This window comes from Parasphingorhabdus sp. (genome assembly GCF_039982395.1).
Lineage (GTDB): Bacteria > Pseudomonadota > Alphaproteobacteria > Sphingomonadales > Sphingomonadaceae > Parasphingorhabdus.
In genome coordinates this window covers 297,110-319,216 of the sequence record NZ_JBDWYO010000006.1, presented here as the reverse complement: position 1 = coordinate 319,216, position 22,107 = coordinate 297,110, and the positions used below count along the sequence as shown (strand labels likewise).

At 52.0% G+C, this 22,107-nt stretch carries 21 protein-coding genes; 15 read left to right on the top strand and 6 right to left on the bottom strand.

All coding sequences use genetic code 11. From position 1 onward, the window contains the following. Positions 1 to 2 precede the first annotated feature (2 nt). From rplS to ABJV08_RS11640, 3 genes are all read left to right on the top strand, one after another. Positions 3 to 392: a 50S ribosomal protein L19 gene (rplS, locus tag ABJV08_RS11650; RefSeq protein ID WP_348038166.1), complete on the top strand. Its 390-nt coding sequence runs from the start codon at positions 3 to 5 to the stop codon at positions 390 to 392. A gap of 84 nt (positions 393 to 476) precedes the next feature. After that, on the top strand, positions 477 to 1,502 hold the full coding sequence (locus ABJV08_RS11645; RefSeq protein ID WP_348038168.1) for an aspartate-semialdehyde dehydrogenase: 1,026 nt from the start codon (positions 477 to 479) through the stop codon (positions 1,500 to 1,502). Between the two features lie 44 nt (positions 1,503 to 1,546). After that, complete coding sequence (locus ABJV08_RS11640; RefSeq protein ID WP_348038170.1) at positions 1,547 to 2,314, top strand: hypothetical protein; 768 nt, start codon at positions 1,547 to 1,549, stop codon at positions 2,312 to 2,314. Between the two features lie 126 nt (positions 2,315 to 2,440). Here the strand turns inward: ABJV08_RS11640 and ABJV08_RS11635 are convergent, their stop codons facing one another. From ABJV08_RS11635 to ABJV08_RS11625, 3 genes are read right to left on the bottom strand one after another with little or no spacing between them, the layout of a single operon-like run. Further along, positions 2,441 to 3,991, bottom strand: coding sequence for a DHA2 family efflux MFS transporter permease subunit (locus ABJV08_RS11635; RefSeq protein WP_348038172.1), 1,551 nt, complete (start codon positions 3,989 to 3,991; stop codon positions 2,441 to 2,443). Beyond that, on the bottom strand, positions 3,988 to 5,076 hold the full coding sequence (locus ABJV08_RS11630) for an HlyD family secretion protein (RefSeq protein WP_348038174.1): 1,089 nt from the start codon (positions 5,074 to 5,076) through the stop codon (positions 3,988 to 3,990). The genes ABJV08_RS11635 and ABJV08_RS11630 overlap by 4 nt, the downstream gene beginning before the upstream one ends. Continuing rightward, the gene (locus ABJV08_RS11625; RefSeq protein WP_348038176.1) at positions 5,069 to 5,527 is read right to left on the bottom strand and encodes a MarR family transcriptional regulator; all 459 of its coding nucleotides are present in this window, start codon (positions 5,525 to 5,527) and stop codon (positions 5,069 to 5,071) included. The genes ABJV08_RS11630 and ABJV08_RS11625 overlap by 8 nt, the downstream gene beginning before the upstream one ends. An 89-nt stretch (positions 5,528 to 5,616) precedes the next feature. Between ABJV08_RS11625 and ABJV08_RS11620 the strand changes: the two genes are divergently transcribed. Genes ABJV08_RS11620 through ABJV08_RS11600 form a run of 5 tightly spaced genes read left to right on the top strand, consistent with a single transcriptional unit; the run spans position 5,617 to position 9,892 of the window. Beyond that, positions 5,617 to 6,264 (top strand): DsbA family protein, encoded by a 648-nt coding sequence (locus tag ABJV08_RS11620; protein ID WP_348038178.1) that lies wholly within the window; start codon positions 5,617 to 5,619, stop codon positions 6,262 to 6,264. Then, on the top strand, positions 6,261 to 6,710 hold the full coding sequence (locus ABJV08_RS11615) for a GFA family protein (RefSeq protein ID WP_348038180.1): 450 nt from the start codon (positions 6,261 to 6,263) through the stop codon (positions 6,708 to 6,710). The genes ABJV08_RS11620 and ABJV08_RS11615 overlap by 4 nt, the downstream gene beginning before the upstream one ends. Beyond that, positions 6,707 to 7,459 (top strand): alpha/beta fold hydrolase, encoded by a 753-nt coding sequence (locus ABJV08_RS11610; RefSeq protein ID WP_348038182.1) that lies wholly within the window; start codon positions 6,707 to 6,709, stop codon positions 7,457 to 7,459. The genes ABJV08_RS11615 and ABJV08_RS11610 overlap by 4 nt, the downstream gene beginning before the upstream one ends. 9 nt (positions 7,460 to 7,468) lie before the next feature. Further along, positions 7,469 to 7,996 carry a hypothetical protein gene (locus tag ABJV08_RS11605; RefSeq protein ID WP_348038183.1) on the top strand — a complete coding sequence of 176 codons (528 nt, stop codon included), beginning with the start codon at positions 7,469 to 7,471 and terminating at the stop codon, positions 7,994 to 7,996. A gap of 57 nt (positions 7,997 to 8,053) precedes the next feature. Further along, positions 8,054 to 9,892 (top strand): M2 family metallopeptidase, encoded by a 1,839-nt coding sequence (locus ABJV08_RS11600; protein ID WP_348038184.1) that lies wholly within the window; start codon positions 8,054 to 8,056, stop codon positions 9,890 to 9,892. Between the two features lie 59 nt (positions 9,893 to 9,951). Here ABJV08_RS11600 and ABJV08_RS11595 read toward each other — a convergent pair whose 3' ends face one another. Then, positions 9,952 to 10,431, bottom strand: coding sequence for a peroxiredoxin (locus ABJV08_RS11595; protein WP_348038186.1), 480 nt, complete (start codon positions 10,429 to 10,431; stop codon positions 9,952 to 9,954). A 145-nt stretch (positions 10,432 to 10,576) separates the two neighbouring features. Here ABJV08_RS11595 and ABJV08_RS11590 point away from each other — a divergent pair, with 145 nt between their 5' ends. Then, the gene (locus ABJV08_RS11590) at positions 10,577 to 11,140 is read left to right on the top strand and encodes a YqgE/AlgH family protein (protein ID WP_348115234.1); all 564 of its coding nucleotides are present in this window, start codon (positions 10,577 to 10,579) and stop codon (positions 11,138 to 11,140) included. Positions 11,141 to 11,323: 183 nt separating this feature from the next. Beyond that, positions 11,324 to 12,724, top strand: a complete 1,401-nt coding sequence (ahcY, locus tag ABJV08_RS11585) for an adenosylhomocysteinase (protein WP_348038188.1) — start codon at positions 11,324 to 11,326, stop codon at positions 12,722 to 12,724. Positions 12,725 to 12,788: 64 nt separating this feature from the next. Here the strand turns inward: ahcY and ABJV08_RS11580 are convergent, their stop codons facing one another. Next, the gene (locus ABJV08_RS11580) at positions 12,789 to 14,525 is read right to left on the bottom strand and encodes a lytic transglycosylase domain-containing protein (protein WP_348038190.1); all 1,737 of its coding nucleotides are present in this window, start codon (positions 14,523 to 14,525) and stop codon (positions 12,789 to 12,791) included. A 2-nt stretch (positions 14,526 to 14,527) separates the two neighbouring features. After that, positions 14,528 to 15,304 (bottom strand): uracil-DNA glycosylase family protein, encoded by a 777-nt coding sequence (locus tag ABJV08_RS11575; protein ID WP_348038192.1) that lies wholly within the window; start codon positions 15,302 to 15,304, stop codon positions 14,528 to 14,530. Positions 15,305 to 15,433: 129 nt separating this feature from the next. On the opposite strand from ABJV08_RS11575, the gene ABJV08_RS11570 reads away from it, so the two are divergent. From ABJV08_RS11570 to ilvD, 5 genes are read left to right on the top strand one after another with little or no spacing between them, the layout of a single operon-like run. Further along, the gene (locus ABJV08_RS11570; protein ID WP_348038194.1) at positions 15,434 to 17,089 is read left to right on the top strand and encodes an electron transfer flavoprotein-ubiquinone oxidoreductase; all 1,656 of its coding nucleotides are present in this window, start codon (positions 15,434 to 15,436) and stop codon (positions 17,087 to 17,089) included. Between the two features lie 16 nt (positions 17,090 to 17,105). Beyond that, positions 17,106 to 18,746 carry a tetratricopeptide repeat protein gene (locus ABJV08_RS11565; protein ID WP_348038196.1) on the top strand — a complete coding sequence of 547 codons (1,641 nt, stop codon included), beginning with the start codon at positions 17,106 to 17,108 and terminating at the stop codon, positions 18,744 to 18,746. Continuing rightward, positions 18,746 to 19,600 carry a 4-(cytidine 5'-diphospho)-2-C-methyl-D-erythritol kinase gene (locus ABJV08_RS11560; protein WP_348038198.1) on the top strand — a complete coding sequence of 285 codons (855 nt, stop codon included), beginning with the start codon at positions 18,746 to 18,748 and terminating at the stop codon, positions 19,598 to 19,600. Before ABJV08_RS11565 ends, ABJV08_RS11560 begins: the two co-directional genes overlap by 1 nt. Continuing rightward, positions 19,597 to 20,325 carry an N-formylglutamate amidohydrolase gene (locus tag ABJV08_RS11555; RefSeq protein WP_348038200.1) on the top strand — a complete coding sequence of 243 codons (729 nt, stop codon included), beginning with the start codon at positions 19,597 to 19,599 and terminating at the stop codon, positions 20,323 to 20,325. Before ABJV08_RS11560 ends, ABJV08_RS11555 begins: the two co-directional genes overlap by 4 nt. Positions 20,326 to 20,376: 51 nt before the next feature. Beyond that, positions 20,377 to 22,098, top strand: a complete 1,722-nt coding sequence (ilvD, locus tag ABJV08_RS11550; protein ID WP_348038202.1) for a dihydroxy-acid dehydratase — start codon at positions 20,377 to 20,379, stop codon at positions 22,096 to 22,098. Positions 22,099 to 22,107 lie beyond the last annotated feature (9 nt).

Below are 22,107 nucleotides of genomic sequence, written 5' to 3'. Positions count from 1 at the left end.
TCATGAACCTGATTCAAACACTAGAAAAAGAAGCAGTAGACGCATTTGTTGCTTCCAAAGAAGTACCCGAATTTCGTGCAGGTGATACGCTGCGCATCGGTGTTCGCGTCGTTGAAGGCGAGCGCGTTCGTACCCAGAATTTCGAAGGTGTGTGCATCGCACGGACCAATCGCGGCATGGGCTCCAATTTCACCGTACGCAAAATGTCGTTCGGCGAAGGCGTTGAGCGTGTGTTTCCGCTTTACTCCCCTAATATTGAGAGCATCACCGTGGTTCGCCGCGGGATCGTGCGTCGTGCGAAGCTTTACTATCTTCGTGGGCGGACTGGTAAACGGGCCCGTATTGCGGAGCGCCGTTTGAACCAGCCAGCGAAAGGCACAGAAGCTAAATAATCAAAGCTTCATACAAGTTTCAAACAGCCGGTTCTCCATCAAAGGATAGCCGGCTGTTTTAATATCAGGAACAGGAAAAGTTTCATGGGTTACAAAATTGCAGTTGTCGGTGCTACGGGCAATGTCGGGCGTGAAATGCTCAACGTCTTGGTCGAGCGCGAATTTCCATATGACGAGCTAGCCGCCGTCGCTTCATCGCGTTCTCAAGGCAGTGAAATTGAAATTGGCGACACGGGTAAGATGCTCAAAGTCCAGAATATCGAGCATTTTGACTTTGCCGGATGGGACATGGCCCTTTTTGCTGCCGGTTCCGGTCCAACGAGTGAATATGCGCCAAAGGCGGCGGCCGCCGGTTGTGTCGTGATCGACAATAGTTCGCTCTATCGTATGGATCCGGACGTGCCTTTGATCGTTCCCGAAGTGAACCCTGAAGCGATCAGCGGTTATACAAAGCGGAATATCATCGCCAACCCCAATTGCTCCACTGCACAGATGGTCGTGGCCTTGAAACCCCTTCATGATGCCGCGACGATCAAGCGTGTTGTCGTTTCCACCTATCAGTCCGTATCCGGCGCTGGCAAAGGCGGCATGGATGAGCTGTTTGAACAGTCACGCGCGATTTTTGTCGGCGATCCCAAAGACAATAATGTTTTCACCAAGCAAATTGCTTTCAATGTAATCCCGCATATCGATGTCTTCCTTGACGATGGTTCTACCAAGGAAGAATGGAAAATGGTGGTTGAAACCAAGAAAATCCTCGATCCCAAGATTAAACTGACGGCGACCTGCGTGCGCGTGCCGGTTTTTGTGGGACATAGTGAATCGATCAATGTCGAGCTGGAAAAAGAACTGTCCGCCAAGGACGCGCAAAAAATCTTGCGGGATTCGCCCGGCATCATGCTGGTCGATAAGCGCGAGGATGAAGGCTATGTCACCCCGGTCGAATGCGTCGGTGATGGAGCAACCTTCATAAGCCGCGTCCGGGAAGACCCGACGCTTGAAAACGGCCTGAATATTTGGTGCGTTAGTGATAATCTGCGCAAAGGTGCGGCGTTGAACGCAGTGCAGATTGCCGAGTTGCTTGGTCGAAAGCATCTTAAGAAGGGGTGATTTTTCTGTTTGGAACGTGAAAACGCTGTGTTAGTCCCTGTTCTATGGCATGGGCTTCCAAAATTTATCATTGGATGACACGATTTAATACGGTTGCGCTTTCGGTCATTCTGACCGCATTGATTGTCTTGTTCATTTACGACCGATTCCAGCATTGGACCTATACAAATGAAGGTCGGTTGGGTGACGGAACATCAAGCGAAAGCTTTGGTTCAGCGGCCGCGCCTGCAATTCCTATGAGTGGACAGGAAATTAGAACGCCGGGCGGAGACTTGGTTATCTATTATTTAGCGGAAGATGCAGGCAGTTACGAATGGGATAAAGGGCAAAATATCTCGATCGTGAACCTGAGCAATGGAAATTCTTATAAGGTTCTGGCCGACGATGATCCACGCGCCGTTATAAACTGGGAGTTGATCAGTAAAGATGGAGAAAACCCAATTGTCTATGTCGGATACGTAGCCTGGGCCGCGACAAAAGAGCAATATGATCAAGGTCGCGCCGATTTGCTGGTTTCGGCATTCCCAAATGTAAAGCAACATACGCTAGGAAAGAATGTTAAGTATGCTTACCTTCCGAAAGTCATGGGTGGTGATAGCATGGCAGTTATCATATGGCCTGAGGAAGATGAAGCCAACTTCGTTTCGTTCAACCTAGAGACTGGTGTGATCATCGAAAAAAAGAAAATAGATTTACCAAAATTGAAGGAAAACTTCCTCTCGATGAATTCTGGATTGCCAAAAACGAAATTTGCGAGGCTTGGTCACATCAGAAATTCCGCTCCGTTCAACGCTTTTGGATTTCTAGAATAGCCTTGAAAAAGGACGAAAAATGGCATTCTCACTGCCATGATAGCACTATACTTCCTCACTGGTATGCTCGGCCGACCAAGGAGTAACTCCAGCGTGTCGGAACCTAATCAAATATCTGAAGAAAGGCTAGTGGGCGGAGCCGGCGCTCTCCATCGCGTTTAAACTTGTCTGCTCGGGTTTCTTCATCAAGAATACGAGCGGGACACAAAGTGCGGTAACGACAGCCATTAGCCAGAAATCGCCGATATAGGCGATCATCAGCGCTTGGCGGTTCACTTCCGCGTCGATCATCATCATGGCCTGTTCGCCATATTGGCCCAATCGACGGATGCTGGTCGGGCTGAGAGGTGACAGTTGGGCTTCGGTTACATTGCCGGCTAGATCAGCGTGGCTGGCTTGCCAGTTGCGGCCCAGCAGGCCAACAAATACGGCAATGCCAACGGAAGCGCCGATCGTCCGGGCAAGATTGAGCAGACTGGCCGCGTCGGTCCGCAGGGAAGGCGGCAGCGTCGTGAATGCCAATATATTCATGGTGACGAACAGGGCGCCCATTCCGAAGCCTTGAATCATGCCGCTTGTGATGACCGGCCAGCGATCCATTTCAAGACTCCAGCCCGTCATCATCCACGCCGAGAGTGATGCAAAGGCCATGCCTGCGGCGACAACGAAACGTGGGTCCACAAGTGTCGCTAACCGGCTGCCCACCGCCATTCCGAGAAAGACGCCAACACCGCGCGGAGCCAATATGATCCCGGCGTCAATTGGTGTGTAACGGTAGATATTCTGTAGCATCGGCGGTAGCAGTGCCATGGTGGAGAACATCGTGATGCCCGCAACAATCATCAGCAGCATTGCGGTGATCAGATTGCGGTTTTTGAACAGGTCTCTGGAAAGGAAAGGATTTTTGGCTGTCGCCATGTGAATTGCGAACATCCACAATGCGGCGGCAGATAGCCCGAATTCAATAATGATTTCCCAGCTATCGAACCAGTCTTCGCCATTGCCGCGATCCAGCATGAGTTGGAAAGTGGCGATAAAAATAGCGAATAGGGTGAACCCAAAGAGATCGAACTTGCGCCGGGTGATCGGCCGCGAGGGCAACAAGGTCCAGAGCAGGACAAAGGTAATGATGCCCAGCGGAACGTTGATCAGGAAAATCCATTCCCAGCTGAAATTTTCGGTTAGATAGCCGCCGACGATCGGCCCCATGATCGGTGCAATCATTATGCCCATGCCCCACAGCGCCATCGCCTTGGGATGGTCTTTCGGTGCATTGATATCAAGCATCACGGTTTGTGAAAGTGGCATTACAAATGCCCCGGACATGCCCTGCATGATCCGGTAAAAGACCAGCATTTCTAGGCTGGTCGCCGTTGCGCAGAGCAAGGACGACAGGGTAAAACCCGCGATTGACCATAGAAACAGGCTGCGGGAGCCAATGCGGTCGGCGACCCAGCCGGTAATCGGAATCGCGACAGCCGAAGCCAGGATATAGCTGGTCAATACCCAGGTTACTGTATCCAGCGTTGCTCCGAGGCCGGATTGCATATGCGGCAAGGCGACATTGGCGATGGTCGAGTCCAATATCTGCATGATATTGCCGAGCATGACGGCAATGGTGAGCAGGAGCCGATTGTTGACCGGCAGCGCGGCTTCATTGGGATTGCTGGAAATCACTCTTTACCATTGCGGAGATCAACGGTCACTTCTGCTGATATCCCGGCGATCAACTGTCTTGGTGATTTATCCAATAATTTGATGCGCACAGGCACCCGCTGGGTAACTTTGACCCAATTGCCATTGGCATTTTGTGCCGGCAATACCGAAAATTCTGATCCGGTGCCGGCTCCGATGCTATCGACCAAGCCGTTTAGCTCCAACTCGGGATAGGCATCAAATGTGACTTTGGCTTTCTGTCCAACTTTCATTCTGGCCAGATCGGTCTCTTTGAAATTGGCTTCAATCCAGCTGCTTTGGTCGTTCACAATCGAAACAGCTGGCAAACCGGACACCATCATTTGGCCGAGTTGCAGACGGGTTGACTGGGAGATGCGTCCGGCGATCGGCGCGGTCACCCGAGTCCGTTCTAGGTTTAACATGGCTTGATCTCTTGCAACGCGCGCATCTGCGACCCCGGGGTTTTCGGCGGAAACAGTGGAGCCGGTCGATAGGCGCGCTTTTGCTGCGGCCACATCTGCTTGCGCCGACTTCAACTTGGCGCGGGCAAGGTCCACTTGGTGCTGCGCCGCATCCAATCGCGCGCGGGTGGTAAAGCCTTTCTCCATCAGCGCCGCTTGCCGCTGGTAGTTGGACTGTGCGAATGCAATATCCTGCCGCGCCACTTCTATGTCGACTCCGCTGACCTGATAATCGGTTTGAAGATTTTGAACCTGCACTTTGGCGGCGGCAATCCTTGCATTGCTCTGGGAGACCGCCAGTTCAAAGGGAGCCGGATCTATCGTGAACAAAAGGTCTCCGGCCGAAACTTCCTGATTTTCCTGAACCGCGATTTCGATAATTTTTCCGCCGATTTCCGGGGAAATGGACACGATATCCTGCTGCACATATGCATTGTCCGTGGACGCAAAACGATCGCTGGCAATCCAATAATAGATTCCGAAGGCTGCGAGTGCCAGTGGGAGTGATAGCATAATGATCCAACGGCTTATGCTTTTACCGAGGGACGTTTCGCGAGCGACTTGCGATTCTGCAGCCTCTTGGCTCAATATGCTCCCCGTATCAATATTCTGACTATCAGCCATTGGCAGCCTGCTTGTGCTGAGAATCTTCGTCATCGATCAACTGCAGATTGGCACGGAGGAGAATTAGCAAATGTTGCAGTTTCTCTTGATCCTTTAGACCGACGTCATTCAAGGACTCCTGTAACAATCGCTCGCCAATTGGTTGCAATTGCTCCGTCAAGGCGGTGCCATTGGCTGTCAAAAACAACTGCCACGCACGGCGATCTTTGGGATCGGGACGACGTTCGACCATTTCAGCAGCCTGCAGCCGGTCCACCATCCTGCACAATGTCATGGCATCGAGTTCCAGCATGTCGGCAAGGGCACTCTGATTGATGCCTTCATGCCGCTTTAACCAGGTCAGAACGCGCCATTGTGGGCGTGTTACGCCAATGGCCTTGGCCCGTTTGTCGAAAGTGCGCCGGATCAAGCGGGAAATGTCACCAATCAAGAATCCGATATTGTCGCTCATGCGCAATATTTAATAACATATTTTATTATATGCAATGTTTAGGTTTGAAAATTATGGATGGCCTTCAATCTTTGTGTCATAGCAATCAAATGACATTGCAAGCAGACGTATATTGGTCCTTTCGCTCGCCTTATAGCTATCTGGCGACGCGCCGTTATGTGGCGCTGACTGAGGAATATGACCTTCAAATCAACCAGCGGTTTGTCTATCCACTGGCGATACGGGAACCGAATTTTTTTGAGAAGAACCATCCCAACTGGTTGGGCTATACGTTCAAGGATATGGTGCGGGTCGGTCAATTTATGGGGATACCCTTGGCGATGCCCAATCCCGATCCGATCGTGCAGGATATGGCGACCAGAAAGATCGCCGACGAACAGCCCTATATTTATGATCTGACCCGGATGGGGCAGGCGGCGTCCCGCCGTGGTAAGGGGCTCGAATTTGCCAATGAAGTTTCGCAGTTGATTTGGGGCGGGACCGCAGGATGGAACGAAGGCGAACATTTGGAAAAGGCCGCAAAACGGGCAGGTGTTAAACTCGCCGAACTCAGAGCGGAGGCCGCAGCGCAGGTAGACGAGCTCGACACAGAAATATCCGGCAATCAAAAAGCGTTGGAAGCCGCCGGTCATTGGGGTGTGCCAACCTTGGTGTTTGAAGGCGAACCCTTTTTTGGGCAGGATCGCATTGATGTCGCCGTCTGGCGCATGAAAAAGAACGGACTTCTGTCTCGATGAACGAGATAGTCACTGGTGGCTGTCAGTGTGGCGCGATCAGATACCGGTTTGCAGGTCCTGTTCCGCCGGCTTATGCTTGTCATTGCGGCGAGTGCAAGAAACAAAGCGCTAGCGCTTTTTCCATGTCGATCCCGATGGATTATTCTACGCTTTCCGTAACCGGAGAAACCTCTCTATATGAGAGCACGGCCTACAGCGGGATAACCAAGTATAATTACTTCTGTGGAAAATGTGGCACGCGTTTGTGGCATTCTTCTGATAATCCGCCCGAGGGAATTACCCTAAAAGTGGGGACGCTTGATAATTCCGCCGGTATTGAGCCGCTCGGACATCTATGGGTGTCTAAGAAACAAAAAGGCATTGATGTTGATCCCGCGAGTGACCAACAGTCTACTCAGCCAGCAGACCTGCTCCACTGGAGAGCAAATTTAGGGAGTAAAAAGTGACCGTGAAAGCTTGGGATTTCTTATCATTTGACAGGACTGAGCTCAAAATTCACGAGATGGGAGAGGGGCGTCCGGTCATCTTGTTGCACGGTCTGTTTTCCAACGCCGACACCAACTGGATCAAATTTGGTCACGCGCAAGCGCTGGTCGATGATGGTTTTAGAGTTATAATGCCCGATTTGCGAGCTCATGGTGCAAGCGCTGCACCGCATGATCCGGAAGCCTATCCTGAGGATGTTCTGGTCAAGGATGTGCAGGCGTTGATCGTATATCTGGAACTGGATGATTATGATCTGGGAGGTTTCTCCTTGGGAGCGCGGACCACGGCCAAGCTGCTGGTCTCGGATGCAAAACCAAGAAAAGCGATATTGGCTGGTATGGGGCTGGAAGGGCTTTCCGGTTGGGACCGCCGTCAGAATTTTTTCCAAGAGGCCATTCGGCTGAAAGATACTGCGAAACGCGGCGATCCGCATTGGATGGCTATACAGTTTATGAAGAGTCAGAAGGTGGATGCCGTGGCTGCGGCTCATTTGCTCCGGACATTCTCTGATTTGGACGCAGAGCGCTTAACGACTATTGATATGCCGGTCATGGTGCTTTGTGGATCGGAAGATCGCGATAATGGAGATCCGGTAGCGCTGACGGAACGATTGGGTAACGGTCAGCATGTTGCGATCCCCGGGACCCATATGAGCTGTGTTACCAAGAAGGAACTGGGCGTCGAAATGGTCCGTTTTCTTAGCCGGTAGAGGGGAACTATGATGGGACTATATAACTGGCGGAATTTCTGGCTATTCTGGGGCAGCGGTATGGCGCTGTTTATCTATCTCGTCATATCGGGCGGGGTTCTTGAAACTGTTGTGGCTCCCAATGGTATTCTCGATCACCAGAGCGCTGCGACCGGCGCGCGGGTCGATGCCATCCAAGAAAGTTGGGCTGCTGCTGGATTGTTGGGCATGGCCCGCTGGGGCATGATCGGCGATCTGGTGTTTATCACCCTCTATATGTCCGGTGGCATAATCGGTGGCCGGCTCATCTGGCAGCTTGCAAAATCACCATCCCTGAAAAAGCTCGGCCTGCTCTGCGTCTTGTCCTATTTCATCTTTGGCATCACAGATTATATTGAAACAATCTCTCAACTGATCCAACTTGTGCGCGAGCAAGGTAGTGATATTTTAGCCGCGACAGCAGCATTCGCGAAGCCAATCAAGGTGGCAAGCTGGATCATTGGAACGATTGCTATTCTTGTTGCCCTGGCTTGGCGATGGACGGAAACCCGGACTTGACTGACAGGCGATAAAGTTTCAGTTTTAACCAAATTTAAATCAGGCAAGGAAGACAATATGAAAACCGCGACGTCAATATGGGCAATGGCCACCATGGCTCTCGCTAGCCCGGCTCTCGCCATGCCAACTGACAAGGAAAAGCAAAGGGAATATGAAAACCCGACTGCTGACGATGCGGTTAACTTCGTAGCCGATACTGAATATGAAATGTTCAACCATTCCATTGATGCAGGAAGAATTTACTGGATCAACTCAACTTACATCACGGATGATACCGATGCGTTGGCCGCCAAAGTGGGTGCAGAAGGTACCGTTATGTCAGTTGAAGCTGCGATGGACGCCGCTCAATTTAACGATGTGCCGGGAATCGATCCCGTAACGAAGCGCAAACTCGATAAATTGCGAGGCGGAATTGTTCTTCCGGCTCCTGCGGTTCCGGGCGCAGCGACTGTGCTGAATGAAATCGCAACAAAGCTGAATTCCGCTTATGGCAAGGGCAAGGGTACGCTCAAAGGTGAGCCCATTAATGGCTCCGACATAGAAGCAGCCATGGGAACAAACCGCAATCCAGATGAACTCTCGGAAATGTGGGAAAGCTGGCACAGTCAGGTGGGAACTCCGATGAAGGATGACTATGCTAGGATGGTGGAAATCGCCAATGAAGGCGCACAAGACCTTGGCTTTGCGGATGTTGGTGCGATGTGGCGTTCGGGCTATGATATGCCAGCAGATGATTTTGCCAAGCTTACCGACAAGCTATGGTCTCAAGTTAAACCGCTTTACGATGAATTGCATTGCTATACCCGCGACAAATTGAACGAAGAATATGGCGATAAAGTGCAATCTGAAACAGGGCCAATCCGCGCCGATCTGCTTGGAAATATGTGGGCACAGGAATGGGGCAATATTTATGATATTGTGGCCCCTGAAGGCGCTGGAGATATAGGCTTTGATACCACCGAGCTTCTAACCAGCAAAGGTTATGATGCCATCAAGATGGTCAAAGCAGGTGAGGGGTTTTTCTCGTCTCTCGGCTTCGCCCCTCTGCCCGAGACTTTCTGGCAACGTTCGCAATTTATCAAACCGGCAGATCGAGAAGTCGTATGCCACGCCAGCGCTTGGGATATCGATAATGTTGACGATATCCGGATCAAAATGTGCATCAAGGTGAATGGCGATGATTTTACCACCATCCATCACGAGCTAGGTCATAACTACTACCAACGGGCCTATAATAAACAGAGCTATCTCCATCTCGATGGTGCCAATGACGGTTTTCATGAAGCCATTGGTGATATGATTGCGCTTTCGATCACGCCGGAATATCTGGTTCAGGTCGGTTTGCTCGATGCGGATAAGGTGCCCAGCGCCGATAAGGATACTGGATTGCTCTTGCGTCAAGCGATGGACAAGGTCGCCTTTCTGCCATTCGGCCTGCTGGTCGACAAATGGCGTTGGGGCGTGTTCAAGGGCGATATTGCACCGGCCGACTATACCAGCGCGTGGCATGATCTGAAGCTGCAATATCAAGGCATTACACCGCCCGTTGAGCGGCCCGCTGATTCTTTCGACCCGGGCGCTAAATATCATATCCCCGGCAACACGCCTTATTCCCGCTATTTCCTCGCGCGGATTTTGCAATTCCAATTCTACAAAGCCGCTTGTGATGAAGCTGGATGGAAAGGTCCGCTCCATCGCTGTTCTTTCTATGGCAACAAACAAGTCGGAGCGAAGTTGAACGCGATGTTGGAAATGGGGGCATCAAAGCCTTGGCCGGATGCACTGGAAGCCTTTACCGGCACGCGGGAAATGGATGGGTCAGCGATGATCAGCTATTTCGCGCCGCTGATGGATTGGCTGAAGGAAGAGAATAAAGGCAAGTCCTGCGGTTGGTAGACATTAAAAAACCGGCGGAAGTTTAGACTTCCGCCGGTTTGTTATCAGTTTGATTTCGCTTAAAGCTGATCGAGCATATATTCTGCTGTGCTGACTTTGAAATCGCCAGGTGCTTCGACATTCAGCTCTTCCACAACACCATCGTTGACGATCATCGAGAAACGCTGGCCGCGAGTCCCCAAGCCGAAGCCTGAGCCATCCATTTCAAGGCCTACGGCTTTGGCAAAGTCCCCATTGCCATCGGCAAGCATGGTGATGTCATCAGAACCAGCGTCGCCGTTCCATGCGCCCAGTACGAAAGCATCATTGACTGCGGTGCAGGCAATTTCGTCTACGCCCTTCGATTTTAGATCCGCGGCTTTTTCAACAAAGCCGGGAAGATGTTTTGCGGAGCAGGTCGGTGTATACGCGCCGGGGACAGAGAAAAGTGCTACTTTCTTGCCAGCGAAATATTCGCTCGAGCTGACCTTCTGTGGGCCTTCAGCGGTCGCTTTGACCAAATTAACTTCGGGAATGGTATCGCCTTTGTTGATCATCATATGCTCCTTAATAAGATTGGGCTTCAAACATTTTGCCTCGGTAAAAGATAGTGGTGACACAAGCGGGAAATTGCAAGGAAACCAGCCAAACAAATCCCCTGTGCATTTTGCCATGGGCAGTTAATATCGCAATCGCTATGGAGACATGATGCAGGAACCCATTTTTTTCTCAGGTCAATTTCTTCTAGCCACACCGGGTATGGCGGACCCCAGGTTTGCGCGTTCGGTCGTTGCAATATGTTCCCATGACGAAAATGGAACTTTGGGCATCAATATTGGAGAAACCGTCGAGGGAATTAGCTTTCATGATATCCTTGAACAGTTCGACATTGATACGGTTGACGCTCCAAATTGTTCGGTTTTTTTGGGCGGCCCTATGGAAAAACAACGTGGGTTTATCATCCATAGCCTCGATATAAATTTATCGGATACCATCCAGGTTGGGGACCTTTGGGGCCTTAGCAGTTCCATTGATATGCTGAACGCCATTGCTCAGGGCCGTGGTCCGAAAAAATGGATTATTGCATTGGGCTATTCCGGATGGGGCGAAGGCCAATTGGAAAGCGAGTTGACTCAAAATGGTTGGTCAGTGGCCAAAGGGTCGCCAGACTGGCTGTATGACCAGGATAGTCTGGACAAGTGGACCATGGCCTGGAAGGCTCAGGGGATTGATCCGACTAAGCTTTCCGGGGAGTTTGGTAGCGCTTGATCAGACCTCTCTATTTGAAAAACGCGCTTTCCGAATATTGTGACAACGCTCTCCCAAGCGTCATAAAAAATCAAATATAAAGATATCTTTATATTTGCATCTTCCAGAGGTTGGCGTTATTCAGCCCTCAATTTGCCGCTCAGCATTATCTGTGCGGTGTTTCGCTTTTTAAGGAGAATATAAGTGGCCAGTGCAGCTGAAGATTATGTCATTAAGGACATTTCCCTCGCCGATTTCGGACGCAAGGAAATTGAAATTGCTGAAACCGAAATGCCGGGCCTTATGGCTCTGCGCGAAGAGTTCGGTGCAGACAAGCCTTTGAAGGGCGCGCGGATCACAGGTTCGCTACATATGACCATTCAAACGGCCGTGTTGATTGAAACATTGCTGGACCTTGGCGCCGAAGTGCGTTGGGCTTCTTGCAATATCTTTTCGACCCAAGATCATGCAGCCGCTGCTATCGCTGCTGGCGGAACACCGGTTTTCGCAATCAAGGGCGAAACGCTGGAAGAATATTGGGCCTATGTTGAGCGTATTTTTGACTGGGGCACGGATCAAACCTGCAACCTGATCCTCGACGATGGCGGCGATGCAACCATGTTCGCGCTATGGGGCGCACGGGTTGAGGCTGGTGAAGGATTGTTCAAGCCAGAAAATGAAGAAGAAGAAGTCTTCGTTGCAACATTGACCCGCTTCCTGGCCGAGCGTCCAGGATATCTGACCAAGACTGTTGAGAACATCAAAGGCGTTTCGGAAGAAACCACCACCGGCGTTCACCGTCTATATGAGCTTGCCAAAATCGGTAAGCTTCCTTTCCCAGCGATCAACGTCAACGATAGTGTGACCAAGTCTAAGTTTGATAACCTCTATGGCTGCAAAGAGTCGTTGGTTGATGCGATCCGGCGCGCAACAGACGTCATGCTGGCTGGCAAGGTCGCCGCTGTCGCTGGTTTCGGTGACGTTGGCAAAGGCTCTGCTCAATCGCTTCGCAACGGCGGCGCTCGCGTCCTCGTAACGGAAATTGATCCGATTTGCGCGCTTCAAGCGGCCATGGAAGGCTTTGAAGTTGTAACGATGGAAGAAGCCACAGAGCGGGCAGACATCTTCGTGACAACAACCGGCAACAAGGACGTGATCACCGTGGACCACATGCGGGCCATGAAAGACCGAGCGATTGTTTGTAACATCGGTCACTTCGACAGCGAGATCCAGATCGGTGCGCTGAAGAATATGAAATGGACCGAAATCAAGCCACAGGTTGATGAAGTTGAATTTGCCGACGGGAAGAAGCTGATCGTTCTGGCTCAAGGCCGCTTGGTCAATCTTGGCTGTGCAACGGGCCACCCGAGTTTCGTTATGTCTGCAAGTTTCACCAACCAGGTGTTGGCGCAGATCGAACTTTGGTTGCGTCCTGAGCAATATAAGAACGATGTCTATGTTCTTCCGAAGCATCTCGATGAGAAAGTCGCGGAATTGCATTTGGCCAAATTGGGTGTGAAACTCACCAAGCTTAGCAACGAACAGGCTGATTATATCGGTGTCTCAACCGAAGGCCCATTCAAGCCGGATCACTATCGCTACTAAGCCGATAGTGTCTCAGATATCAAAAACCGGGCAATGCGCTGAGCATTGCCCGGTTTTTTTTAATTCAACGGGAAGTGAATTGGGTTTTGCGTTTGCTCGGCTTGCCGGGAAACTGCGGCCACTGATTTTGCGATAGCGCCTGAGCGCTGTTCGACGATATGCCGGCCTGTTTCTCATACATCCAGTAGTTGCGCAGGATGATGGATACATATCCGCGGGTCTCGACATAAGGAATGCTCTCCATGAACAAGAGCGGGTCGTCATTGTCCAGGACTTCGCTATTCCAGCGCTGAACAGCGCCTGGGCCAGCATTATAGGCCGCAGCGATCTTGGGTAGCTTGCCGCCCGTGATCGAAGATTTTCCGAGATATTCGAGATAAGACTGGCCATATTCCAAATTGGTGGAAGGTCGCAGCAGGTCCGATTTCTTGAAACTGAGGCCATTGGCCTTGGCAATGTCGCCAGCGGTTCCCGGACGTACTTGCATCAGGCCAATGGCGTTGGCCGGACTCACGACCTGACTGCGAAATGCGGATTCTTGTAAAGTATGGGCATAGATCAGCGCAGGATCGACACGCCAACCGCCGTCTGGTTTCCATTTTGGCGCCGGGAAACGGGCCTGTACATCAGGTTTTGTACCGCGTGGCGCATGATGCGCTAGCCAAAGCTGAGTGCGCGGCAAATTCAATTCCCGGGCAAGTTTGATCAGGGCAGAATGGTCTTTGTCGGCGCCGATCGCGGCCTGGTGCCGCAACGCTTCGTCCGCCAGCTGTTCTTGTCCAATTTCAACCAATGCGATGGCGGAACGAACATTTTCGTGCCGTTCGAGAGAACGCCAGTCCGATTTCTTGAAGGATTCGGCTTTTTCGGACCTGTCTGGTTCCATGCCGAGCGTTTGCGCCGCGAGCATTCCGTAAAAACTGTCACTATATCGCGCTGCAGTCTGCAACTTGCCCTGAACCTTTTCCGGTTGACCACATTTGAGATCGGAGCGGGCGCTCCAATAGAGTCCAGCGGCTTTCAGGTCGACATTGGACGCCGAGCGACCCACTTTTTCGAAAGCGGCGCTTGCCGAACGGCAGTCATTCAACCGCCATGCGGACAGCCCGGCAACCCAATTTGCATGGCTTACCCACTCACCCGAACCATTTTGGGCTTTGCGGGCCAGACGAAATGCCGCGTCATTGTCATTTTCGATATAGTAAGACCAAGCCACGCGCTGCTGAAGTTCCGTGCGACCTTCCGACGACATCGAACCTGCATTGCTGTTGAGAAGTTTCTCTGCATCCCGCGGATTGTCATTTTTGATATAGCTGATGATCTGACCGCGCACGCTGTTGGTGGTGCTGTCCGACTTTATATTTTTGGGCTTTGACCGAATGGGAGAGCCGGGGACCCAGGACAGGTTCTGTCTCTGCGGCAGACTGGGGAGCAATTGCGCACCGCGCTTCTCCGCCAGACGGCTCAGTTGAGCCGCTTGCGGTATTTGCGGTGCTTCATTGACCAAAGTCAGCAACGGGCCGAGCTCTGCGCGGGGCGAATTGGCATCCAGAAAATATTCTGCCTGTGCGATAGATTTGAGCGGGCCTGTAGGCGCGGAGTCCATTAGGCTTTTTGCTGTGCTCCAGCTGTTGGCATCCATCGCGGAAAAAAGAGCCCGATAGTGGTCGGACTGCTTGCGCTTCAGTTGTGAAGGCACATCTTTCGCGACGGTAGCGCTATTGTATAGCACCGCGCCGTCATCAGCGAGGGCCGGCGTTGCAAGAAGAGCGAATACGGAAGCCGTGAGTGCAAGTTTCAATTTCACAGGGCAGAAATCCTTGTCAGCATTTGCAAATCTTTCCAGGCTTCGGCTTTGAATAAAGGCCGTTCTATCAGGATCCGCGGATGGAACGTTACGATAGCCTCTGTTTTTGATGAACTATGGTTAATAAATTGTATATTTTTGCGAGCGGACAATAAATCCTCGCCAAATATAATCTTTGCGGCGAGGTCGCCGAAGCAGATGATACGCCTGGGACGAACCAGTCCGATATGGTGGATAAGGCGCGTTTTCAGAGTGGGCCAATGTTGCTCGTCGATTCTTCCGTCAACGGAAGCTGATACCGCAATGGAAGACAAATAGGATTGTTCCGAATCGCATCCGATCGCGGCCAACATCTTGTTCAAAAGCTTCTGATTGTCAGAATTAAACAATTGGGTGTCACCATGACGGCTTTTTTCAGGAAGCGCCGATATCACCATGACTTCTGGTTGCAGAGCGCCCTGTGGCATGACTCTGTTTTTCGACCAACTCGCTTCGATAAGGCTAGCACTATCCGCAAGCCAAGCGACAAATTCTGGATATTCGCCGGGCAGCTTCTCATTTTGAATAGCGGGTTTCTTTATCTCCGGTGCCGGTTCCGTAACGGCAATCTGCGGCTCGGGTTTTTGGGACGGTGATGCGACCTCACGTGACAAAAGGGATGAGGGTTCCTCGGCATAATCCCATTCGACGCCAGCAAGTGACCACCAGTTTTGGAGGCTGCTGACCATCGCTTCAGCGGTTGGATTTTTCGTTGGTGGTGTGACTAAATTCATTTATGCATAGAGTCATGAGTTGACGAATAGGTCAATTGGCGGGAAAGCAGGTTTCTGCCCAATGGGTTGCGGTTTGCGACAGACCGAAATGAAATTGCGAATATAAGTACGAACGGTAGGAAAAGCGACATGAGTGAACGAGAGTCAATGCCTTATGACCTGGTGATAGTCGGGGGTGGTCCTGCGGGCCTCAGCGCCGCTATCAGGTTCAAACAAATGGCGGACGAGGCAGGCAAAGACCTCTCGGTTTGTATTCTGGAAAAAGGTTCCGAAATCGGCGCGCATATCCTTTCTGGCGCGGTCATCGATCCAAAAGGGCTGGATGAGCTTTTTCCATCTTGGCGTGATGAAGACTGTCCGATCGCAAAGACGCCAGTGACCGAGAACCATCACTGGGTGTTGACGAAGAAGAAGAAATTCTCGCTGCCACATATCATGACCCCATCATTCATGCACAATAAAGGGACCTATACCGGTTCTCTTGGTAACCTATGCCGTTGGCTCGGCGAGCGTGCTGAGAATATGGGTATCGAGATTTTTCCGGGTTTTGCCGCTGCAGAAATTTTGTACAACGAGGATGGGTCTGTCAAAGGCGTTGCCACTGGCGACATGGGCGTGGCCCGCGACGGAAGCCACAAACCGGATTACGAACCAGGCTTGGAGCTCCATGCAAAATATACATTTTTTGCTGAGGGCGCACGCGGTCATCTTACCAAGATTCTGAAGAACCAGTTCGCGCTTGATGCAGACAGCCAGCCGCAAATCTATGGCCTTGGCATAAAAGAACTTTGGGATATTGAACCTGAAAAACATTCAGCGGGTCGTGTCATTCACACCCAGGGTTGGCCGTTGAGTGAAGGGGCCAATGGGGGCGGTTTTCTCTATCATCAGGCAGATAATCAAGTCGCTCTCGGCTTTGTGACCTGGCTCAACTACGAAAATCCGAACCTGTCTCCGTTTGAAGAAATGCAGCGATGGAAGCAGCATCCTGAAATCCGCAAGATATTGGAAGGCGGAAAACGCGTTTCCTATGGCGCTCGGGCGATTAACGACGGCGGTTTCCAGGCCGTACCCAAATTGTATTTCCCCGGCGGTGCGTTAATTGGTTGTTCTGCAGGCTTTGTAAATGTTCCGCGGATCAAGGGTACGCATACCGCTATGAAGACCGGCATGATGGCCGCAGAAGCTGCCTATGAAGCGATCGTCGCAGAGCGCGAAAGCGATGAACTGACCGCTTACGGAACGGCTTATGAGAATAGCTGGGTTCGGGAAGAATTGCGGGTGGTTCGCAACGTGTTGCCGGCTGTCGAAAAATATGGTGATTTTTTGGGAACGATAATCTCGGGAATCAATATGTGGGCAGAGCATTTGAAAATAAAAATGCCGTTCACCATGAAATTGCACCCAGACTGGTCGCGCTTGAAAAGAGCCGAACATTGTCATCCGATTGTCTATCCCAAACCGGACGGGGTGATCAGCTTTGATCGCCTGTCCTCGGTGTTCTTGTCGAACACCAATCACGAGGAAGACCAGCCCGTGCATTTGCAATTGAAAGATCCATCCATCCCTGTGGATGTCAATCTTCCTGTATTTGCCGGACCTTCAGCCCGCTATTGTCCCGCGGGCGTATATGAATTTGTCGAAGACGAAGCTGGTAAACCGAAGTTCCAGATAAACGCACAAAATTGCGTTCACTGCAAAACCTGTGATATCAAAGACCCGTCGCAGAATATCAATTGGGTGGTACCGGAAGGTGGCGGAGGTCCAAATTATCCGAATATGTAGCCTTGGTCTATGCGCGTTGCTCCTTGCGGGGCAGGCCGGTTCGCCGGCGCTGGCCAATCGCGAGGATAGCAGGGCAGCCCTCAACCGTTTTGTCGAAGCGCGCTTTGCTGAATCCTTCAATGCAATGCAATCGGCTACAGCGATTTACGCCGACAGCCTGAAAGAGCAACCGGACAACGAATTGTTGGCCGGCAAGGCCTATGTCAGCGCCATTGAAGTTGGGGATTTTGCTCTAGCAACGAAAGCGGTTAAAACGTTGCAGTTGCGCGGTAAGGCCGCTCCTGAAATGCCGTTACTGCCTTTTGCAGAAGCATTCGCTCAGCAAGACTGGAAGGGCGCCAATCTCGCAATTGTTGAGTTGGAAACGCTGAAGAATTTCGCCTTCATGGAACCTTTTCTCGCTGCTTGGCTGGAGACAGCAGAAGGAAAAAACGGGTCGCCGTCCCTGCGTCGGGCAGAAGGCAATGCGACCGCCAGATTTTATCTCGAAGAGCAACGGATATTGCACAAGCTGGCTACCCAGCAAGACGAAGATGTGATTGGCTTGCTTGCCGACGTCGTTAAAAGCAATGATCGGCGTATGGCTCCGTTGCGTATCATTGCCGCGCAGCATTTCTGGGCAAAGGATGATCCGGTCAGCGCGAAAGAAATATTGAAGCTGAGACAAACCGGCGCTGAGCAGAGGTTGCACCAGCAGATAGAGGCCGGGCTAAAAAGAGGTGTTTCGCAGAAAGTTACGCCTTCCATTGGACTCGCCTTTCTTTTTCAAAGACTTTCAAACGATCTAGCAGCGCAGAGGGCCGGGTTTCTCTCGCAAGTCATGGCGCAGGCAAGCTTTCAGGTTACTCGCAAATCGGACTATGCCCGTCTCACACTCGGTCGGACTTTTGCGGAAGCAGACAGTCACGATTTGGCGGTTGTTCAATTCAAGCAGATTAAACAAAATGGACCGTATTTTTTGGTCGGAATGAGTATGGAAACCGCCAGCCTGGTGGCGGACAAACATTATGATCGAGCCTTGGAGCGTTTGGATAGTGCGGTAAAATCCAACCCAGACACACCTGAACTGTTCATTCTAATGGGACAGACTTTGCAGGGGCAGGGCAAGGACAAGGAAGCGGCAGCCGCTTTTCAATCGGCTATTGCTTTGGGCGAAAAACTCGGGCGTTCCGATGCGTTGATGGCGAGCTATTGGCTAGCATTGGGGGGTGCCCAGGAACAGGCTGGAATCTGGCCAGCCGGCTTGGACTCTCTCAAAAAGGCCAATGAACTGCTGCCCGGCTCTCCGACAATATTGAATTATCTAGGCTATGCTCAGCTTGAGCGACGAGAAAATAAGGCGGAAGCTGTCGAGGCGATTAAGCAGGCGCATGAGTTGCGCTCCAGTTCGCCGGCAATCACTGACTCTCTGGGTTGGGCTTATTTCATCATCGGGGAGCATGAGCGCGCGGTAACCTATTTGGAAACGGCTTTGGCAGGACAGCCCCAAGATCCGACAATTAATGAGCATCTTGGCGACGCCTATTGGACGGTTGGGCGGCTCTATGAGGCTCGCTACGCTTGGAAATCAGCGAAACTATTTGCGGAGGGCGAGGATTTGCAGCGGCTAGCCGGCAAAATAGACCTAGGCCTGCAACCCGATCTCATATCGCCCTGATGCCACAATTGCGTTTGGGCGATAGGGACCGTGAAACGGCTTATGCGAAGCTTAATCTTGCGCTTCATGTTCGCAAGCGCTTGGACAATGGATATCATGAACTAGAGACGCTTTTTGCATTTCTTGATCAAGGTGACGTGGTGTCCGTGCAACCGGGAGAAGGCGTTGACCTTGAGATCAGCGGTCCCTTTGCTGATGGCTTGAGCAAGACCGACAATCTGGTGGTCAAAGCGGCGCATCTACTTGCGGAACATTCGAATGGACAACAAGGGGCGCGGCTTCATCTAGAGAAAAACCTGCCGGTCGCTTCCGGAATTGGCGGAGGATCAGCCGATGCTGCGGCCACACTGCGATTGTTGAACCGTTTCTGGGGACTGGGCTATGATGGCGACACTCTGGCAGAGATTGCCGCGCCGCTGGGCGCCGATGTCCCGGCCTGCCTGTTGAGTCAGACCTGTCGCGGCACTGGCATTGGGCAGGATCTGGATATCATGGCAGGGAATGATCTTGCTGGACTTTGTGCACTGCTGGTCAATCCGTTGGTTCCGGTCTCAACCGCAGATATTTTCGCTTCCTGGGATGGTGTGGATCGCGGTCCGCTGATCGGGGATGCTATTCTATCGATCGCCCAGAGTGGCCGAAATGATTTACAAAAGCCGGCTATATCATTGGTGCCGATATTGACCGATGTTTTAGGATTGTTGATGGAATGCCAACCTGTTTTGGCACGTATGTCAGGTTCCGGTGCGACATGCTTTGCCTTGTTTGATAGCTATGCCGCTGCAGAAACGGCAGAAAGTCATTGCCAGCAAGGGATGGAAGGCGTTTGGACGATGAAGGGGATGTTCCGATGACCGAGGCTTTTGAAATATCCGGCGTACCCTCCGAGGGTGGCGTCCTCATTGTGGCAGATCACGCATCCAATCATCTTCCCGATGAGATTGAACTGAGTATTCCATTGGACTTTTTGGATGATCACATCGCCTATGACCCCGGCACTGCCGCCATCGCGCGCATGATGGCGGAAAATAGCGGATATCTAGCCATTCTCAGTGCCAATTCGCGCCTGGTCGTCGACCTGAATAGAAATCCTGGCGAAGAGTCCATCATACCGGAGCGAAGCGATGGTGTGGAGATTCCAGGAAACCTGGTCACAGCTGAAGAGAGACAGGCGCGGTTGGATCGCTATTTTACGCCTTATCACGACAGAATTCGTGAACTTGTTTCAGACCTTAAACCATCTCTGGTGTTGTCGCTGCACAGCTTTTCGCCCACGCTTCGCTCCAATCCGCAACTCCAGCGCCCCTGGGATATCGGGGTTTTGTATAATGAATATGAGGCCGCATCCCGCTTTGCGATTCAGTTTCTCGAAGCAGAAGGCGTGTTGAATGTCGGGGATCAGCTGCCTTATTCCGGCAAACAGCTGAACGCGACTATGGATCGCCATTGCGAAGCCGTAGGCCAGCCCTATTTCGGAACAGAAATCCGTCAGGATTTGATCATGGAAAAGGCAGGGCAGCGCCGCTTTGCCGATATTTTGCTACGCACATGCGATAAAATCAGAACGGCCCTTGCTTAACTGCCCGACTTTTGGAAGGACGATCCGGAAATTGCGATATTGGAACCCAGAATGAGTCAAAGATTCGATAAGTCCCGTTTGCCGAGCCGCCACGTCAGTGTTGGACCGGAACGCGCGCCACAACGAAGCTATTATTATGCCATGGGCATGACGGAAGAGGACATCGCAAAGCCCTTCGTCGGAATCGCCTCTGCGGGCAATGACAGCGCCCCTTGCAACACCTTGCTCGACGGACAAGCCGATATGGCCCGCGAAGGTGTCATCGAAGCCGGAGGCACGCCCCGGCGCTTTAACACGATCACCGTCACCGACGGCATCGCCATGGGCCATCAGGGCATGAAATCCTCTCTCGTATCGCGGGAAGTCATTGCTGATAGCGTCGAGCTGAGCGTCCGTGGCCACTGCTATGATGCGGTCATCGGCTATGCCGGTTGCGACAAAAGCCTTCCCGGTATGATGATGTCGATGCTGCGCCTCAACGTGCCTTCGATTTTTGTATACGGCGGTTCGATCCTTCCCGGGCGGTTCCACGACCAGGATGTAACCGTTGTGGATGTGTTCGAGGCGGTGGGCCAGCATAGCGCCGGCAATTGCCCGTTGCAAGAACTGATCGAACTCGAAAAAGTAGCCTGTCCCGGACATGGTGCCTGCGGAGGCCAGTTTACGGCCAACACTATGGCTTGCGTGGCGGAGGCTATTGGCCTTTCGCTGCCAAACAGCAATATGGCTCCGGCGCCCTATGAAACGCGCGACGATATGGCCAAGGCGGCCGGTCGCCAGATCATGAACTTGATCGAACTGAATTTGAGACCGCGAGATATTTGTACGAAAGACGCGTTCATCAACGCCGCCCGCGTGGTCGCTGCCACCGGCGGTTCGACCAACGCAGCTCTGCACCTTCCGGCCATGGCCAACGAAGCTGGCATCGACTTCGACCTGTTCGATGTCGCTGAAATTTTCAAAACCACTCCTTATTTGGCAGACTTGAAACCGGGCGGAAAATATGTCGCCAAGGACATGCACGATGCCGGTGGTGTTTACATGCTGATGAAGACGATGATGGACAATGGCCTGATCAAGGGCGACTGCATCACTGTCACCGGCAAGACGCTGGGCGAGAATATCGATGAAATTACATGGAACCCGGATCAGAAGGTCATTTATGACGTCCAGAATGCGATAACCGCAACGGGAGGTGTCGTAGGCCTTAGAGGATCTTTGGCACCAGAAGGTGCGATTGTGAAAGTGGCCGGTATGGACCGTCTGCAATTTCGCGGACCGGCTCAGGTCTTCGAATGCGAGGAAGACGCTTTCGCTTCTGTCGAACAGCGGCAGATCAAAGAAGGTGCTGTCGTGGTCATCCGCAACGAAGGGCCCAAAGGCGGTCCCGGTATGCGCGAGATGCTGGCCACAACAGCGGCGCTCTATGGTCAGGGCATGGGCGAGAAAGTCGCGCTCATCACCGATGGTCGTTTCTCGGGTGCAACGCGAGGCTTCTGCATCGGTCATGTTGGTCCGGAAGCCGCCGATGGCGGGCCTATCGGGCTTATCGAAGACGGCGATTTGATCAATATTGATGCCGAAAAAGGGATTATTGATCTGGAGGTCGATGAGGCCATATTGGAAGAGCGCCGGAAACAATTTACACGACGGGAAACCGATTATGGTTCAGGAGCTTTGTGGCGCTATGCGCAGAATGTTGGACCGGCCTATCAAGGCGCGGTTACCCATCCAGGAGCCAAGGCAGAAAAACATGTCTATGCGGATATCTAGAATAGTTGC